Source organism: Caballeronia sp. Sq4a (assembly GCF_023170545.1).
Taxonomy (GTDB): domain Bacteria; phylum Pseudomonadota; class Gammaproteobacteria; order Burkholderiales; family Burkholderiaceae; genus Caballeronia.
The window spans coordinates 752,237-768,724 of record NZ_CP084252.1; the positions used below are offsets into that span (position 1 = coordinate 752,237).

The 16,488-nt window shown below is 64.5% G+C and carries 13 protein-coding genes; 5 read left to right on the forward strand and 8 right to left on the reverse strand.

Annotated elements, in window-relative coordinates; genetic code table 11:
• Positions 1–21 precede the first annotated feature (21 nt).
• Positions 22–2,316 (forward strand): multicopper oxidase family protein, encoded by a 2,295-nt coding sequence (locus tag LDZ24_RS22970; RefSeq protein WP_248323520.1) that lies wholly within the window; start codon positions 22–24, stop codon positions 2,314–2,316.
• A gap of 17 nt (positions 2,317–2,333) precedes the next feature.
• Here LDZ24_RS22970 and LDZ24_RS22975 read toward each other — a convergent pair whose 3' ends face one another.
• The 7 genes from LDZ24_RS22975 to LDZ24_RS23005 form a co-directional block, all read right to left on the reverse strand.
• Positions 2,334–3,293 (reverse strand): ABC transporter permease, encoded by a 960-nt coding sequence (locus tag LDZ24_RS22975; RefSeq protein WP_248323521.1) that lies wholly within the window; start codon positions 3,291–3,293, stop codon positions 2,334–2,336.
• A complete protein-coding gene (locus tag LDZ24_RS22980; protein ID WP_248323522.1) occupies positions 3,293–4,300 on the reverse strand; it encodes an ABC transporter permease in 1,008 nt (335 codons plus the stop codon). The genes LDZ24_RS22975 and LDZ24_RS22980 overlap by 1 nt, the downstream gene beginning before the upstream one ends.
• Positions 4,297–5,841, reverse strand: a complete 1,545-nt coding sequence (locus LDZ24_RS22985) for a sugar ABC transporter ATP-binding protein (RefSeq protein ID WP_248323523.1) — start codon at positions 5,839–5,841, stop codon at positions 4,297–4,299. Before LDZ24_RS22985 ends, LDZ24_RS22980 begins: the two co-directional genes overlap by 4 nt.
• A 10-nt stretch (positions 5,842–5,851) precedes the next feature.
• Positions 5,852–6,871: an ABC transporter substrate-binding protein gene (locus LDZ24_RS22990; RefSeq protein WP_248323524.1), complete on the reverse strand. Its 1,020-nt coding sequence runs from the start codon at positions 6,869–6,871 to the stop codon at positions 5,852–5,854.
• A gap of 81 nt (positions 6,872–6,952) precedes the next feature.
• Positions 6,953–8,290: an amidohydrolase family protein gene (locus tag LDZ24_RS22995; RefSeq protein WP_248323525.1), complete on the reverse strand. Its 1,338-nt coding sequence runs from the start codon at positions 8,288–8,290 to the stop codon at positions 6,953–6,955.
• Positions 8,291–8,434: 144 nt separating this feature from the next.
• Positions 8,435–9,220 (reverse strand): alpha/beta fold hydrolase, encoded by a 786-nt coding sequence (locus LDZ24_RS23000; RefSeq protein ID WP_248323526.1) that lies wholly within the window; start codon positions 9,218–9,220, stop codon positions 8,435–8,437.
• 2 nt (positions 9,221–9,222) lie between these two features.
• Positions 9,223–10,101, reverse strand: coding sequence for a fumarylacetoacetate hydrolase family protein (locus LDZ24_RS23005; RefSeq protein ID WP_248323527.1), 879 nt, complete (start codon positions 10,099–10,101; stop codon positions 9,223–9,225).
• A 125-nt stretch (positions 10,102–10,226) separates the two neighbouring features.
• Between LDZ24_RS23005 and LDZ24_RS23010 the strand changes: the two genes are divergently transcribed.
• The 4 genes from LDZ24_RS23010 to LDZ24_RS23025 all read left to right on the forward strand — a co-directional run bounded on the left by LDZ24_RS23010 (position 10,227) and on the right by LDZ24_RS23025 (position 14,276).
• Positions 10,227–10,970 (forward strand): FadR/GntR family transcriptional regulator, encoded by a 744-nt coding sequence (locus tag LDZ24_RS23010; RefSeq protein ID WP_248323528.1) that lies wholly within the window; start codon positions 10,227–10,229, stop codon positions 10,968–10,970.
• Positions 10,971–11,365: 395 nt separating this feature from the next.
• Complete coding sequence (locus LDZ24_RS23015; RefSeq protein ID WP_248323529.1) at positions 11,366–12,469, forward strand: sugar ABC transporter substrate-binding protein; 1,104 nt, start codon at positions 11,366–11,368, stop codon at positions 12,467–12,469.
• Complete coding sequence (locus LDZ24_RS23020; RefSeq protein ID WP_248323530.1) at positions 12,469–13,479, forward strand: ABC transporter permease; 1,011 nt, start codon at positions 12,469–12,471, stop codon at positions 13,477–13,479. Before LDZ24_RS23015 ends, LDZ24_RS23020 begins: the two co-directional genes overlap by 1 nt.
• The gene (locus LDZ24_RS23025; protein ID WP_248323531.1) at positions 13,479–14,276 is read left to right on the forward strand and encodes an ATP-binding cassette domain-containing protein; all 798 of its coding nucleotides are present in this window, start codon (positions 13,479–13,481) and stop codon (positions 14,274–14,276) included. The genes LDZ24_RS23020 and LDZ24_RS23025 overlap by 1 nt, the downstream gene beginning before the upstream one ends.
• A gap of 115 nt (positions 14,277–14,391) precedes the next feature.
• Here the strand turns inward: LDZ24_RS23025 and LDZ24_RS23030 are convergent, their stop codons facing one another.
• A complete protein-coding gene (locus tag LDZ24_RS23030) occupies positions 14,392–16,134 on the reverse strand; it encodes a tannase/feruloyl esterase family alpha/beta hydrolase (protein ID WP_248323532.1) in 1,743 nt (580 codons plus the stop codon).
• Positions 16,135–16,488: the final 354 nt, after the last annotated feature.

A 16,488-nucleotide genomic window follows, 5' to 3' on the forward strand; every position in this document is an offset into this window, starting at 1 on the left:
CGTGGACAGAGGGGAGCACACATGAAAACGTCGCTGAAAGAAATCGGCGCTGCTATGCGCGCCTTGCTTCTCACGCTGGTCCTGATTCCTGCGCTATCGTTCGCGCAGAGCACGCTGACCGCGCGATCTTTCACCGATGTGGACGACACCGCCGATGCGACCGCCGGCAATTCCGCCGTATCCACAGCCGGAAGTCTCGCCTCGCTGTTGCAGCGGCTGCAATGCGCCTCGGGGCTCAATCCGTCAGGCAACTCGGCGACCGTCTCGCTCACGGCGAAGATGACGTCGTATCGAATCTACAACCCGTCCACCAACGTATTCGATACCGTCAACATGCGTTCGTACAACGGCTGTCCATCGGGACCGACCATCAGCATCAAGCCGGGCGCCACGCTGAAGCTGAACTTCACGAACAATCTTCCGCTGAATCCGAACGACGCCACTTGCCCCAGCCAGCCCGATCACGTCACGCCGCATTGCTTCAACAACACGAACATCCATACGCACGGGCTGCACGTATCGCCGTCCGGTAATGCCGACAACGTGCTGATCACCGTGCCGCCGAGCGGCGGAAAGTCCACGAGCGAAAGCACGCATCACTACGTCTACGAGATTCCGTCGAACCATCCGTCGGGCACCTTCTGGTATCACTCGCATCTGCACGGGTCGACCGCCATCGACGTGGCGAGCGGCATGGCCGGCGTGCTCATCGTGCGCGGCTCGCGTCAGGCGCGCCCGGGCGTCGCGAACGGCAGCGCGGACATCGATACGATCCTCAAGCGCAGGACATTCGGCTTGCCGCTGACCGAGCATGTGATGCTCTTCCAGCAGACCGAATACGCGTGCTTCAGCGACGCGACTTCCACCGTGCCGCTGCTCGACCCGACCACGGGCGAGTGGATCTGCCCATCGGGCAAAGTCGGCGAGATCCGGGGGTATAACAATCAGTTAGGGTTCGTTCCGGATACGCGGACGGGCGCGCCCGCCGGCGCGGTGAATTCGTCGTGGATCATTTCGGGCCGTTATACGCAGATCAACGGCGTGGTGCAGCCCATCTTCCCTAGCGCGATCGGCTTCGTGCCGGCCGGCGACATCCGGCGTTTTCGCATGGTGCACGGCGGCAACCGCGACACCATCAACGTGAAGATCGTGCGGGCGAACCTGTCATCGCTCGGCCTCGCCGATTCGCAATCGCTCAGCACCGCGCAAGTGAACACGGCGACCAACGCCGCAACATCCGCACTGGCGAACGACCGCACGAAGTCTTCGCAAGTCGTCACGCTCGACGCGCTGTGCAGCGGCGAGACGGTGAAGCAACTGGAGTTCGCCGAAGACGGCATCACCATGCAGACGATGGTGGAGAAAGACGTCAACTCGATGAACCCCGGTTATCGAAGCGACGTGCTGGTGGCGTTCCCGTCGCCTGGCTTGTACTGCATCCTCGACGAAGCGGCGTCCGCTTCCGCCACCATCAACTTCCGCGCCGGCGCGAGCAAGGTCAAGGACCGCCGGCTGTTGTCGTTCGCGCGCGTGGGCCCCGGCGTGAACATTCCCAATACGACCGTGGGCAGCCATTCGAAGTACTGGCAGTTCATCCGCGATCAACTCGTGGCCGCCAATCCCGCGCTCGCGCAACCCGCGAAGTCCGATCTCCAGTCGCTCAACCTGCGCGCTTTCGCGCCGACCGTGCCCGTCGACGGTCCCATCAAGCAGACGGTCAATCAGCAATTCCAGATCAATCTGCCGACGGGACCGAATCAGCCGCTGACTTTCCAGATCGAAGGCGCATCGTATGATCCGTCCGTCATCCGGGTGACCGGCACGCTGGGCACGGTGGATCAGTGGAACGTGTCCGCGTCGACTTTCGCGACGCACGTGTTCCATATCCATACGAACCCGTTCAAGATCATGGACATCAAGAATGCGGCGAATCATTCGATCTTCGACGGTTCGGGCAACTGCACGCAGGAGGAACTGGCAACCGGCGACACGGAGTACTGCAACCTGCAAGGCGTGATACGCGACACACTCTTCATCAAGGCAGGCTACACGCTGCAAATGCGCACGGCTTATGAAGACTTCACCGGCGAATTCGTGATGCACTGTCACATCCTCGATCACGAAGACCGCGGCATGATGGAGAACGTGGCTGTCGTATCGCCGACGACGGCATGGCTGCAGCGCTTGACGTCACCGGTCACGGCGATGAAGGCGAGCACGAGCCGATGGCTCGCCCGCCTGCGCGGCGAAGACGAGACGAAGCTGGCTCTTGCGGCATCGTTATGTTCTGCGAAGGACTTCGGGAGAGGTCAGTAACGGCGCACACCTCGCGATCAAGCCTGCGCGGGACGCAGCATGCCCTTGAACGACCACTTGTTGAGCGCGAGAAACGCGAGCAGCGTCGCTCCGAAGATACACTGCCGCCCTGCTTCGCCGATTTGCAGCGCGGTCAGCAGACTCGTGAGCGCGGTGAGCAGCAGCGCGGCCATCGCCACCGCGATGTAGTCGCCGCGTCCGCCTGCGAGCGACACGCCGCCGATCACCGCGACGACCACGCTCGGCAGCACATACGTGGTGCCGAGCCCGAGAAACGCCTGACCGACATAGCCGACCAGCAGCACGCCCGTCAGCGCCGCGATGACGCCGCTCGCCGTATAGACCGCGATGCGAATGGCGCGCACGCGCGTCCCCGCTATCGCCGCCGCGGTCGGATTCGCGCCGCTCGCGAGCAGCCGTCGTCCCCACGCGGAATGATCGAGGAAGCGCCACACGAGCGCGCCGGCCACGAGCCAGATCAGCGCGACGGTCGGCACGCCCGCGAGCGTTCTGCCGGCGAGCGCGGCGAGCGCCGGGCTCGCCGCCGTATTCACATGCATCACCGATGACCACACGATCAGGCCGCCATCCACGAGACTCGCCATCGCGAGCGTCATGACGAGCGGCGGTATCCGCAAGAGCGTGATGCCGACGCCGTTCACCGCGCCCACCAGCGCTCCGCTCGCGGCAGCAACGACGAAGGCCGCGCCCAGACCCGGCGACGCGGGCCCGAGCAGCGCCGCGCCGAGCATGCCGCCGAGCGTGGCCGCCGCGCCGACCGACAGGTCGAGCCCCTGTTCGCCCGCGATCATCACGAGCGATTGTGCGATGCCGAAGAGACCGAGAAACGTCGCGATCTTCAATTGATTGGCGACCTGCCCCGGACTCGCGAAACCCGGCACGGCGAACTGTCCGCCGACGAGGACGATGATCGCGAGCGCGAGCAGGAAGAGGCGGCGCGATTGGGTATTCGTCATCAAGCTCTCCTTTTCGCGCCGACGAACGTGAAACCGAGCGCGATCACGATCACCGCGCCCTTGAACACTTCCTGATAGTTGCTCGGAATGCCCGCGAAGTAGACGACGTTGCCGATCAGCGCGAGCACGAGCGAGCCGCAGATTGCCCCGAGCATGGAGCCGCGCCCGCCCGCGAGCGAGATGCTGCCGATCACCACGGCCGCCACCGAGTTCAGCGTGTACGGCAGGCCGAGGCGCGCATCGCCGGATGCAGTCTGCGCCGAGAGGCACACCGCCGCCGCGAATACGAAGAGCCACGCGAGCATATAGCCGAGCAGCTTGACGAGCCGCACGTCGACGCCGACCTTGAACATGGCGTCGGCGTTGCTGCCGGTTGCAATCAGCCGCCGCCCGAAACGGTGCCGTTGCAGCACGGCCCAGATCACGACAGCCGCGAGCACCGGCAGCGCCGCGACCGGCACCACGCCGATGCGCGCCGCAAACCATTCGCCGAGCGCGTCGGGAACGGTGCCGCCCGGCTGCGGCATCAAGAGCAGCGCGCAACCGAACCACACCGCGCCTGTCGCGAATGTGGCGATGAGCGCGCTCTGTTTCGCGTAGCCCACGAGAAAGCCGTTGCACGCACCGGCCGCGAGCGCGGCAAGCAGCGCCGCAAGACACGTCGCGCCCGTGCCCCAGCCCATGAGACCGGGCGCGGCGGCGAGCACGCAATTCACGAGCGAAATGCCCGCGCCCACCGACAGATCCAGCTCGCCCATCAACACGACGACCGCCTGCGCCATGCAGACGAGTATCACCGGCGCGGCGTTCTGCATGTTGCTCGCGAGCGAATCGAGCGTCAGAAAGTCGGGCTGAAGCCATGCATTGCACACGATCACGGCCAACAGCATGACGAGCGCCGGCAATGCGCTCGCGGCGCGCGCAAGCGTCGCTTTCAACGCCGCGCCGGTGCGTGTCATCGGCACGGCTTTCGTGCGGGGAAGCCCTTCGCTCAAGTGCGCTTTCATGCCGCGCTCCGGCCGAAGAGCGCACTGGTTACGCGGGATTCGTTCATCTCGTCTCCTTCCAGCAGCGCGACGATCCGGCCTTCGTACATGACGACGAGCCGGTCGCACACCGCGAGCAATTCTTCGGTGTCCGAAGCATAGACGAGCACCGCGGTTCCGGCCGCGGCGAGCGCGCCGATCGCTTCGTAAATGTCCTTGCGCGCGATGACATCCACGCCCTTAGTCGGATCGCTCAGAAGCAGCACATCGACTTGACGGTTCAGCCAGCGGCCGATCACGACCTTCTGCTGATTCCCGCCCGACAGATCGCGCACCGGCTGCCGCGCGTCGGATGTCTTGATGCGCAGGCGCTTCACGACGTCGTCGACGAAGCGGCGAATCGGCGCGCGATGCAACCGCCACGGGCTTTGCGCGAAGTTCACGCCGACCTGCGCGAGGTTGAACTCGACCGAATGATCGAGCCACAAGCCCTGACGATGCCGGTCGTTCGGCACGAGGCAAACGCCCGCCGCGATCATCTGGCGTGGCGAGCGCGGTTCGACCGTCTTCGCGCCGTGCGGTCCAGCCAGCGTCACCGTGCCGCCGTCCGGCACGCGAAAGCCGGCAAGCGCGTCGAGCAGTTCTTCCTGGCCGTGGCCCTGCAATCCCGCGATGCCGAGAATCTCGCCACGCTTCAGTTCGAGATCGACGCCGCGCAGCCGCGCGCCCGCTCGCAGGCCGCGCACCGTCATCGCGACAGATGCGCCATCGCGCGACACGCGGTCCGTTTGCGCCGTTTCGCGCGCGCCATCGTGCAGATGCGCGGCCGCCGCGCCGCCCGCGACGCCGCCCATCAGTTCGAGCACGCGCGGCTCATCCAGTTGGCCGCGCACCGGCAACTCGCCGACCGCGCGGCCATTACAGAGCACCATCACGCGATCGCATAGCGACTCGATCTCCGCCATGCGATGCGAGATGAAGACGACCGCCGTGCCGCGCGCCGTCAGGCCGCGCACGGCGCGCATCAGGCTATCGACTTCGGCTGCGGCGAGCGCGGCGGTCGGCTCGTCGAGAATCAGCATGCGCGGCGCGAGCGCGAGCGCCCGCGCGATCTCGACCAGTTGCTGATCCGCCGCGGTCAGACTGCCCGCAGCGGCATCGACGTTCCAGCCCGGCCGCAGGCTTTCGAGCAATTGAAGCGCGCGCTCGCGCGTGCGCGGCTGGTTCAGGAAGCGCGCCGCGCGACATAGCTCCGCGCCCAGAAACACGTTCTCCCAGACCGGCAAATCGGGCGCGAGCCCCGGATGCTGATGCGCGATCGCGATGCCCGCCGCCCGCGCCGCTTTCGGCGAGCCCACGGCGAGCGGCACGCCGTCGAGTTCGATGGAACCGTGGTCCGGCATCCTGTCGCCCGCGAGAATGCTGGAGAGCGTCGATTTCCCCGAGCCGTTCGCGCCGAGCAAGCCGAGCACTTCGCCGGCTTCGAGCGCGAGGCTCGCGTCGTCGAGCGCCAGCACGCCGCCGTAGCGTTTCGTGAGCCCCTTCGCGATCAATAAGGACATGGCGCCGCCGTCACTGCACGAACAGCGCGTCGAGTTCGGCTTCGGAGAGCCATTGCCCGAGGAAGTAGCTGTCCGGCTTGCCGTTCATCGACGCGAGCGTGGCATCGAGCGTGTCGCTCGTCACCGTCTTCGTAATCGGGAAGTAGTACGTGTTGTCCGGCAGGGCTTTGAGCTTGCGTCCCTGCGCGAGACGCACCGCGATGCCGAGCGCCGTGCGGCTGATATCGGGCGGATTCACCTGCACGAAGACCTTCATCGGATTGCCCGCGTCGCGCTGCTTCTTCCATTCAGTGAGAAAGCCCTTTTGCGCCTCGCCGGTCATGATCGGCACGCGGCGGTTCGCGTTCTCGAAGGCGCGCAGCACGCCGAGCGCCATCGCGTCTTCGGTGAACACGGCGTCGATTTTCGGCTGCGCGGCGATGACCGTCGCCATCACGGACTGCGCCTTCGCCTCGTCCCATTCGCCGTAGCCGGACCATACGACCTTGATGCCGGGATACTTCGCGAACGTATCGAGCGCGGCTTTCTTGCGCGCTTCTGCCGCCGGGTGCCCGGGAATGCCGTCGAGCACCACGACGTTGCCCGTGCCGTGCAGTTGCTCCGCGATCCATTCGGCGTAGCGCTGGCCCCACTTGTAGTGATCGACCGTCACGTTGGTCGCATAGCGGTTCGACACGGCCTGATCGAACGAGACGACCGGAATCTTGCTGCGCTCCGCTTCGTTGATGACGCCGTTGAGCGCGGTCGCGGAATTCGCATCGACCATGATCGCGCCGACTTTCTGGCGGATCATGTTGCGCATGTCCTGAATCTGCTGGCCGGTGTTCGCGCCCGACTGCTGGATGACCAGCTTGTCGGCCATGCCCTTCGCCTTGTAGGTCTCGAATTGCTGGTTCGCGCCGTCGATCATCTGGTTGCGCCATTCGGTGCCGAAGTAGCCGTTGGATAGCCCGATGGTCGGCGCGGCGGCGAACGCCGATGCGCACGCGAGGCTGGTCGCCAGCGCGGCGAGCAAAGTGCGCGGTTTCATGTGGTCGTCTCCTGATTTTTTCGTAAGCGAAGGCGCCGGCCGCAAGGAACGGCCGGCGCCATGCAACGCGTCTGCGAGCGTTTAGTGCACCGGCGCGGGCGCGGCTTGCTCGACGCCTGCATCGGCCGGCAGCGGCGTGCCGATATGCAGTTCCCCGCGCGGCGGCAGCGAATCATGCGTCGTCTTGAAGATGTCGCCGTCTTTCATCACGAGCGTGATCTTCTTCGGGTCCTGCAAGATGGTCAGGTCCGCGAGCGGATTGCCGTCCACGAGGATGATGTCGGCGAGATAGCCTTCGCGAATCTGGCCGAGCTCGTCGGGCATCATCATCAGTTCGCCGCCGTAGCGCGTCGCGGAAACGAGCACTTCGATCGGCGTCATGCCGATGTAATCGACGAAGTACTGAAGGTCGCGCGCGTTGGTGCCGTGCGGCATCCACGCGAAGCCGTAATCGCCGCCCGGCAGGACGCGGATGCCGCGCTTGTGCATCTTGCGCAGCGTTTCGGCGGCGGTTTCGAGCTCGCGCTTGTAGCCCATCTTCGTCGCCATTTCTTCCGTGATGCCCCACTTCTCCGCGTGATACAGCGTGCTGATGAGCCAGCCGATGCCCGGCGCGACGAAGTGCTTCTCCTTGTTGGCTTCGAGCATGTCGAGCGCTTCTTCGTCGGCGAAGCTCGCGTGGAAGATCAGTTCGAGCCCGTGCCGCACGCACTGCTTGACCGATTCGCTCGACCGCGCATGCGCCGCCACGCGCTTGCCGGCGCGCTTCGCTTCAGCCGCGAGCATCGCGATTTCTTCTTCCGAGAACGGCGACGATTCCGCCGAAATGCCGGCGATGTACTCACCCGAGAGATTGATCTTCAGGTGATCGACGCCGTACTTGACAAACATGCGCGTGGTCGCGCGCATCTCTTCCGGGCCGCTCACGACCGCGCCGAAGTTCAGTTCCTTGAACGGCATGTGCGGCAGCGTGTTGTCGGCGAGGCCGCCGAGAATCGTGATTTCCTGACTGCCCGCGAGATAGCGCGGCCCCGGGAACTCGCCGGCGTTCACGGCGTTGCGCAGCACCACATCGAGCCGCGGCTTCGCGGCGGCCGCGCCGAGCGCGGAGGTCCAGCCCATTTCGAGGTAGCGCTTCGCCACGCGCACGCACCACAGCATGTGCTCTTCGGGCGGCATGAACTGGATGGCGGATAGCGACGGCTGGTCATTCCACGAGAAATGCGTGTGCGCCTCGGTCATGCCGGGCATCAGGAACGCGCCGCGGCCGTCGATGCGCCGCGCGTCGGGCGCGCTGATCGGCGCTTCCTCGCGCGCCACGCGCACGATGCGGCGGCCATCGACGAGCACCTGGCCCTTGAACGGCTGCGCGCCGCTGCCATCGAAAATGGATACGTTGTCGAACAGGATCGAACTCATGTGTGTCTCCTCCACGCGGACCCGGCGCATTCGCGCGCGGGCCGCCGGTTGATTACGGTCTGACCTGGTTGGTGTTCTTCCGGCGCCGGTCGTGGCCGTCTCTGCGGCGCTTCTTCGACGCGGCGTGCCGGCTCGTTCAGTTCTTCACTGCGCTGCCTCATAGAAGCGCTTGAGTTCCGCCATCGATTCGGCGGGCTTCTCGAACGTCGTCCAGTGGCCGCAGCCGTTCAGCACGACGACCTTCGCGCCTTTGATGCGCTCGGCCATCGCTTTCACCGCATCCGGCTTGCCGACGCCGTCCTGATCGCCGGTGACGAGCAGCGTCGGCACTTCGATGCGCTCGATCTCGGCGGCCTGCGCGCCCGCGAGCGCCTCGCAACTTTGCGCGTAGCCTTCGGGCGACTGCCGCATCACGCTTTCGCGCACGAGCGCGAGCGTCACCGGGCGCTGCGACTTCGTTTCGTCGCTGGTCGCGCCCTTGACGATGGCATCGGCAATCTCCTGCACCCCCGGCACGCCCTTCTCGCGCGCGATTCCGGCGCGCTGGCGCATGCCTTCGCGGCCCGCATCCGGCGGCGCGACGAGCGGCCCGAAGAGCGCCAGGCTCTTCACCAGTTCCGGATGCTTCACGGCCAGATGCTGCGCGACGATCGTGCCCATCGAATGCGCGACGACATCGGCCTTCGTGACTTGCATCTCGCGCAGGACCGAGGCGATCGTGTCAACATACAGATCGATCGACAGCTTCTGCTCCGGCAACGGCGAACGCGCGCTGCCCGGCAGGTCGATGCGAATGGCCTTCTTGCCCTCGAATGCCGGCAGCACCGGCGTCCAGTTGTTCGACGATCCGCCGAGACCGTGAATGCACACGACCGGCGCGCCTTCGCCCTCGGTCTCGATGAATACGCCCTGCACTTCTCTCGTTGCCATGTTCACGCCACCTCGTTTTCAAGAATGCCGATGCCCGGAATCTCCATGCGCACGACGTCGCCGCTTTGCAGGAATTTCGGAGGATTGAAGCCGATGCCCACGCCCGCGGGCGTGCCCGTCGCGATGACGTCGCCCGGCTGAAGCTCCATGCCGGCCGAAAGCGTCTCGATGATCGTCGGGATATCGAAAATCAGAAGCTTTGAGTTCGATTCCTGACGCAGCTCGCCGTTGATCCAGCAGCGCACGTCGATGTTCTCGGCGTCGATCTCGTCCGCCGTGACGAGAAACGGACCCATCGGGCAGAAGCCGTCGAGCGACTTGCCGATGAACCATTGGCGATGCAGCTTTTGCAGATCGCGCGCGGTCACGTCGTTGATGATCGTGTAGCCGAAGACGTGGTTCATCGCGTCGGCCTTCTTGATGCCGCGCCCGGCCTTGCCGATCACGACGCCGATCTCCACTTCGTAGTCCATCTGCTGCGTCACGTCGGCGTGGCGCGGAATGCGCTCGCCTGTCGCGATGATCGTCGAGACGGGCTTGGTGAACACGACCGGCGCTTCCGGAATGTGCTCGCCCGCCTGCGCGCTCTTGTCGAAGCCCGACTTGCTGAATTCTTCGGCGTGGTCGTGATAGTTCTTGCCGACACAGAACACGTTGCGGCGCGGCTGGTCGATCGGCGCGAGCACTTGCGCCGAGGCGAGCGGCTTGCCTTCGCCGCGCGGCTTGAGCGTTTCGCGCAGGTCGGCGAATTGTTGAACCAATTGGACCATGTCGCCGGAGAAGCCGTCGCAAAGCTCGGAAACCGGCCAGTACTTGCCGCCTTCCGAATCCACGAGAGCGACTGTTTTCGCGCCATCTACCCGCAAAGTTGCTAATTTCATGGTGGGCCTTTAATCTAGACTTGTCGGTGAATCTGGAGCCACTCTAGGACCAAAAAAGGACAAAGAGAACTAGGGTTAACCAATCATCGATACCAATTGGTCTAAAAGGATGCGCAGGAAAAGTCATGAGCAGCGTCGACGAAATCAGGCTGACAGTCAGGTCCAAAGGAGCGCGCGAGCTCGCCCACTATCTCGAAGAGGCGATCCGCAGCGGCCGGCTGGGTGTGGGCGTGCGTTTGCCGCCGGAGCGCGAGCTGAGCGAAGAGTTCGGCGCGTCGCGGGGCGCCGTGCGCCGCGTGCTCGCGGATCTCAAGGAACGCGGGCTCATTCGCCAGGCAGTCGGCAGCGGCACGTTCGTGATGCCGGGCGGGATGTCGGCAAGCCCGGTGGCGCCGCTAACGCCGCTAACGCCGCCCGAGCCGCAACCGGAGCCAAAGAACGACGTCGTGCAGACGAGCCCTGCCGAACTGATGGAAGCGCGGCTCTTGATCGAACCGCTGATGCCGGGCTTGATCGTGCGCTATGCGACGGTCGCCGACTTTACGCACATGACCGAGTGCATCGAGCGTTCGGAAGCGGCGGCGAGCATCGAAGAATTCGAGCACTGGGATGGCGAGTTGCATCGCGCGTTCGCAGTGGCCACGCATAACAGCTTCTTTCTGCGCGTGCTGGAATTGACGAACGAAGTGCGCGAGCAAGGCGAATGGGGACGCCTGAAGCGCAAGTCGCTCACGCCGGAGCGTCGCAGTCAGTACGAGGCGCAACACCGCGCCATCGTCGATGCGCTTCGGGATCGCGACGCCGAGCTGGCTTGCGAGCTACTGACCGGGCATCTGCTTCAGATTCGCGAGAACCTTTTCGGGCGTTAGCGCAGGTCCTCGCCGCCGCCCGCATCGCCACGCTTTTCGCGGACTCATTCACCGCATGAGTCCGTGCGTGCGTTTCATCGGGAAAGCTCTAATCGAAGCGCCGAAAATAGCTGCATATAGTGGCTCTGTTCTTTTTTCCCGCCTGTGCGCTGCATAAACCAAAATATGAGACAACCGCGCGATTCAGTGCGTCATGCCCGCCGCGATTCCCGTTTCTGAGCGCCAAGACGCGAATAAATAAGCATTCAGAGCTTCATCGAAACGCATCGAAAGAAAATCATCTCGACGTCTTTCCAATGTGAAAGCCGCTCTGAAGTGATTAGCAAGCGATCACCCATTATCTGGACGCAATCGACGACACGTCGACTCGCATCGACCAAGAAACGGAGGTGGACATGACGCAGAACCGGGACACGAAAGACGATAACAACAGCATCAGCACCGCAAGGCGCGGCCTGATGCAGGGCGCGGGGCTCGGCGCGGCGCTGTCGCTGCTGGGCGGCGTCACGGGCGCGGGCGGACTGATTTCGAGCGCTCAGGCTGCCGAATCCGCTTTTCCGCAGCACAAGAAGTGGAAGATCGTGTTCGTCAATCACGTCACCACGAATCCGTTTTTCGTGCCGACGCAATACGGCATACAGGACGCGTGCTCGCTCTTCGGCATGGACTATCAGTGGACCGGCTCAGCCACGTCCGATGCCGGCGAAATGGTGCGCGCCGTGAACTCCGCGATTGCCGCGAAAGCCGATGCCATCGCCGTGCCGATCGTCGATCCGACTGCATTCGACAAGCCGATTCAGGCCGCGCTCGATGCCGGCATTCCGGTGTTCGCCTATAACGCCGACGCGCCGCGCGGCAAGACGAGTCCGCGTCTCGCGTATATCGGGCAGGAACTGTATCTCTCGGGTTATCAGATGGGCGAGCGCATTGCGAGTCTCGTCGATAGCGGCATGGTGGCGCTTTTCATCTCGACGCCGGGTCAGTTGAACATCCAGCCGCGTCTGGACGGCGCGAGCGATGCCATCAAGAAGTCGGGCAAGAAGATCGACATTCAGACCGTGGCGACGGGCGCGACGGTCAACGAGGAACTGTCCAAGATCAAGTCGTTCTATCTGGGACACCAGAACCTCAAAGGCATGTTCGCCGTCGATGCAGGCAGCACGCAAGGCGTCGCGCAAGTGATGAAGGAATCGAACCTGCCGTCGAAGGGCGTGCATGGCGGCGGCTTCGACCTGTTGCCGCAAACCGTCCAGCTGATCCACGAAGGCTTCCTCGATTTCACCATCGACCAGCAGCCGTACGTGCAGGGCTTCTATACCGTGGTGGAAGCGTTCACGTTCCTCGCGTCGGGCGGACTCGTCGGACCGGCGAACATCAACACGGGTCTCAAGTTCGTGACCAAGGCGACCGTCGAGCCGTACCTCAATACGTCGACGCGTTATGAAGGCAAGACCACCAAGCCGCAAATCGTTCCGATGAGCGGCGCGATCAAGTCCTGATGAATACGCTGAACGAGCCGGGCAAAACACACGGCGCCGCGCCGGTCGCGAGACCGCGCGGCGCGCTCTTCGCCCAATGGGCGGCCGAGTTGCGGATACTGCTCGTCGCGGTGCTGCTCGCCGCGTACTTTCAGATTCTCAACCACGACTTCCTGCTCTCCAACGCGAGCCTCGTCAACCTGTCGCAGTTCATCGCGCCGGTGGCGATCATCGCGCTGGGCGAAATCATGCTGATGATCGGCGGCGATATCGATCTGTCGGCGGGCATGGTGTTCGCGTTCGCGCCGTTCATGATGGTCTTCGCCAACGATGCCGGCGCGCCGATGTGGCTCGCCGTGATCGCGGGCCTCGTCGCGGCGGCCATCATCGGCTTCGTGAACGGCGCGGTGACCGTGTATCTGCGCCTGCCCTCCTTCGTCACGACGCTCGGCACGCTGTTCCTCATCAACGGCATCACGCTCACGGTGTCGCGCGGCACGCCGGTCGCGACGCCCGGCTCGCCGGAGTTCGCCGCCGTCATGGGCGCGTGGGGCTACAGCGAGATCATCTGGACGGTCGGGCTCGCGATCATCATGCATGTGCTGTTGCGGCACACGCGCTGGGGCCTGCATACGCAGGCGGCGGGCGCGAACCCGCTCGGCGCGGGCGAAGCGGGCATTCTCGTGAACCGGCTGCGTCTGGGTAACTTCGTTCTCGCGGCGGTGCTCGCGGGCCTCACGGGCATACTCGAAGGCTTCCGCATCACGTCCATCGATCCGCAGGCGGGCGGCAATCAGATCATGTTCCTCGCGGTCGCGGCAGCCGTGATCGGCGGCACGCCGCTGACGGGCGGCTCGGGCACGATCGTCGGCGGCGTGATCGGCGCAGCGGTGCTCGGCATTCTGAACGACGGCTTCACGCTCATCGGCATCAACGCGTTCACGTTCAACATCATTCTCGGCGCCGCGATTCTCGCCGCGATGATCTTCAACATTCACGTCGGGCGCATTCGCCGCAAGGGAGGACGGTAATGGCTGAAGCGCAAACCGCCGCGCCCGATCTCGCCTTGCGCGGCGACAACCTCGTGAAACGCTTCGGCGCGGTGACCGCGCTCGACGGCGTCTCGCTCACGCTCGGCAAGGGCGAAATTCTCGGCGTGCTCGGCGACAACGGCGCGGGCAAGTCCACGCTCGTCAAGATTCTCACGGGCTTTCATCAGCAGACGAGCGGCACGCTGCACGTGCACGGCCAGGAAACGCTGATTCGTTCCGTCGATCACGCGCGTTCGCTCGGCATCGAATGCGTGTATCAGGACCTCGCGCTCGCCAATTCGCTCAGCATCTACCACAACATGTTTCTGAACCGCGAGATCGTGCGGCGCGGGCCGCTCAGTCTCATGCGGCTCGTGGATCACAAGCAGATGCGCGAGCGCGCGGCGCAATGTCTCGACGATATCGGCGTGCATGTGCCGTCCGTCGATTTGCCGGTGGAGCGTCTGTCGGGCGGTCAGCGCCAGGCGATCGCCGTGGCCCGCGCCGTCAATTCGAACGCGCGCATTCTGCTGCTCGACGAACCGCTCGCCGCAATGGGCGCGCGCGAAGCGGGGCTCATCATCGACCTCGTGCTGCGGCTAAAGGAGAAAGGCGGACTGTCGATCATCATGATCATGCACAACTATGCGCAGACGCTCGACATAGCGGATCGCATCATGTTGATGCAGCGCGGCCGCGTCACGTATGAGCAGCGCAGCGCGAATACGTCGGTGGCCGAGCTGATGGATATCGTGCGGCGTGAATATCGCGCGATGCGGGCAGCCACGGCGCATTGAACGCGCTTGGCCGCGCTTGGCCGATGCCCGAGCGTTACTCGACTTCCCCGCCCCGCCGATAAAACCGATGCCGCGAGCATGATGCAAGCCCGCGGCATCGGCAATCAGACTGCCACTACTGCGCCGCGCACGTGAAGCTCGACGCGACGTTCACATCGCCCGAACCGTTATAGCGCGGGAACGCCGGGTACTCGCACAGCGGGCGCGTGCGGCCCGGCACGCCGGTCTTGTCCGCGACGATCTGCGCAGGCGGCGTCACGCCCTTCTCGACCCAGTTCTCGAGCGTCGTCAGCGAGTCCCATCCCGCGTTGAAGATGCTGCTGGTCGAGTGCCCGTAGCCGGGAATCTCGTAATAGCGCACGAAATTGCTGACCGTGGACGCGCCCATCGTCTGACGCAGGCGCTGGTAATACTGCTCCGTGGCCTGCGTGCTCACCAGTGCATCGGCCATGCCGTGCGCCATCAGGATCTTGCCGCCCTTCGCATTGAACGCGGACAGGTCCGTCTTGTTCACGTCCTGCTCGGCCGTCAGCGCGCTGATGCGTGCCTGATACGCGCCCGGGCTTTGCGGATCGACCGTGAGCGAATTGACGCTCGGGTCACGCGCCACGAAGTAGCGAATCCACTGGTCCCAGAAGACGCTGAAGTAAGGCGCGGTGGCAGGCATCGGGCTCGCCGGCTGCAGCAGATTCAACGCAAGGCTGATGACGGTCGGCTGCACCGGCGATGCATTTACGACGCCCAGGTCCGCGCCCCACACGTTGAAGCCGGGATACTGCGTCTCTCCGCTGGCGAGCTGATAGTTGAATGTGATCGGCGTCGCGTACACCTTCAGCGCGGTGATCTGCGCATCGGAAAGGCACGTGTCGCCCGTGTCCGCGCCGTTCGCGCATCGCAGCGGCGTGCCGTTCACCGTCGCGGTCGCCGGATCGAAGCTCGCATTGCAGGCGGCCACGTTGCTGATGAGACCGTCGGCCACGCCGTCGAGCGCATCGCAGGCGGACACCGCGGCATCGAGCAGTACCTTGCGCTTCGCCTGATTCGGATAGGCGCCCGGCTGCGCGAGCGCGCGCGTGATGCGGCCGAACTGAAGGTCCAGCGACGCGGCATTCCATGCCGGATACAGCACGATGGAGCCGTCCCAGTCCTGCGGCCAACGCTGCACGACGGCCAACGCCTCGCGTCCGCCGGACGAGCCGCCTGCGAAGTAGGCGCGCTTGGGCTTGTCCACCGCATAACGCTTGCCGATCAGATAGACCGCCGCATCGCGCGTTTTCTTGAGCGCATCGCCGGAGAAGTTCGCGACGGCTTCGTCGTTAGTGCCGAACGAACCGTCGCGGCTGCCGAGCGCGCCCGCCTGATGGCCCGAATCGCTCGCGAACACCGCATAGCCGCGAGCAAGCGGCGCGGGCTGTGTCGTCGGGCCGGCCGGGACGTTGCCCGTCACGGCGGGTATCGTGCCGTCATAGCCGCCGCCACCGAACATCATCGCCTTGCTGTTCCACTGCGTCGGCATCGCAACCTGGAAGTTGATCTTCGGCGCGGTCTGATCGACGGGCGCAATCGATCCGCTCACGAGGCAATACTCGGGCGTCGCCGAGACGCCCGTTCCCGAAGCGGGCACGACCGCGGCGGCGGCGACGGTCGCGCCCGTCGTCGGCAAACCGATCGCGTTTGCAGGCACGCTCATTCCCGCGAGTTGCGCACAACTGAGCGCAGCGGTCGGCGGCGTGCCGTTATTGTTATCGTCGTTTCCGCCATGACACGCGGCAAGCGCCAGCGCGGCAAACGGTGCAGCCGCCACCGCTGCCTTGTTGACGTATCGAATAGTGCGAGGCCTGCAGAATGCTTCGGGCATGTCTCCTTCCTCCTGGCAATTGGATCGCTCTCGTGAACGGCTCTCGTGAACGGCGTTCTGGTGCCGCGTCGTGCGGTGCGCTTTTTTGCGTCCGCATAAGAATCGTTGACGGCGGCGCGATGGAAGTCAAGCGGGGCGTTTACCAACGCGTGGGATGGCAATCAATTCAATAAGACTTACTGCGCCAGCAGGAATAAGAGTGAGTTGCGAAGGTAGGCTTTACCTCGTCGATGAGCGGCTCATCGGCTCGTGTTCGCTTTGATTTGGCAGGAGAGAGTAGCCCGCATGCGTGCCTTCGTTTCGCATGAGTTGGTGAATTGGGCCGATGATTGATCGCTCGCCATGCAAGGCGAG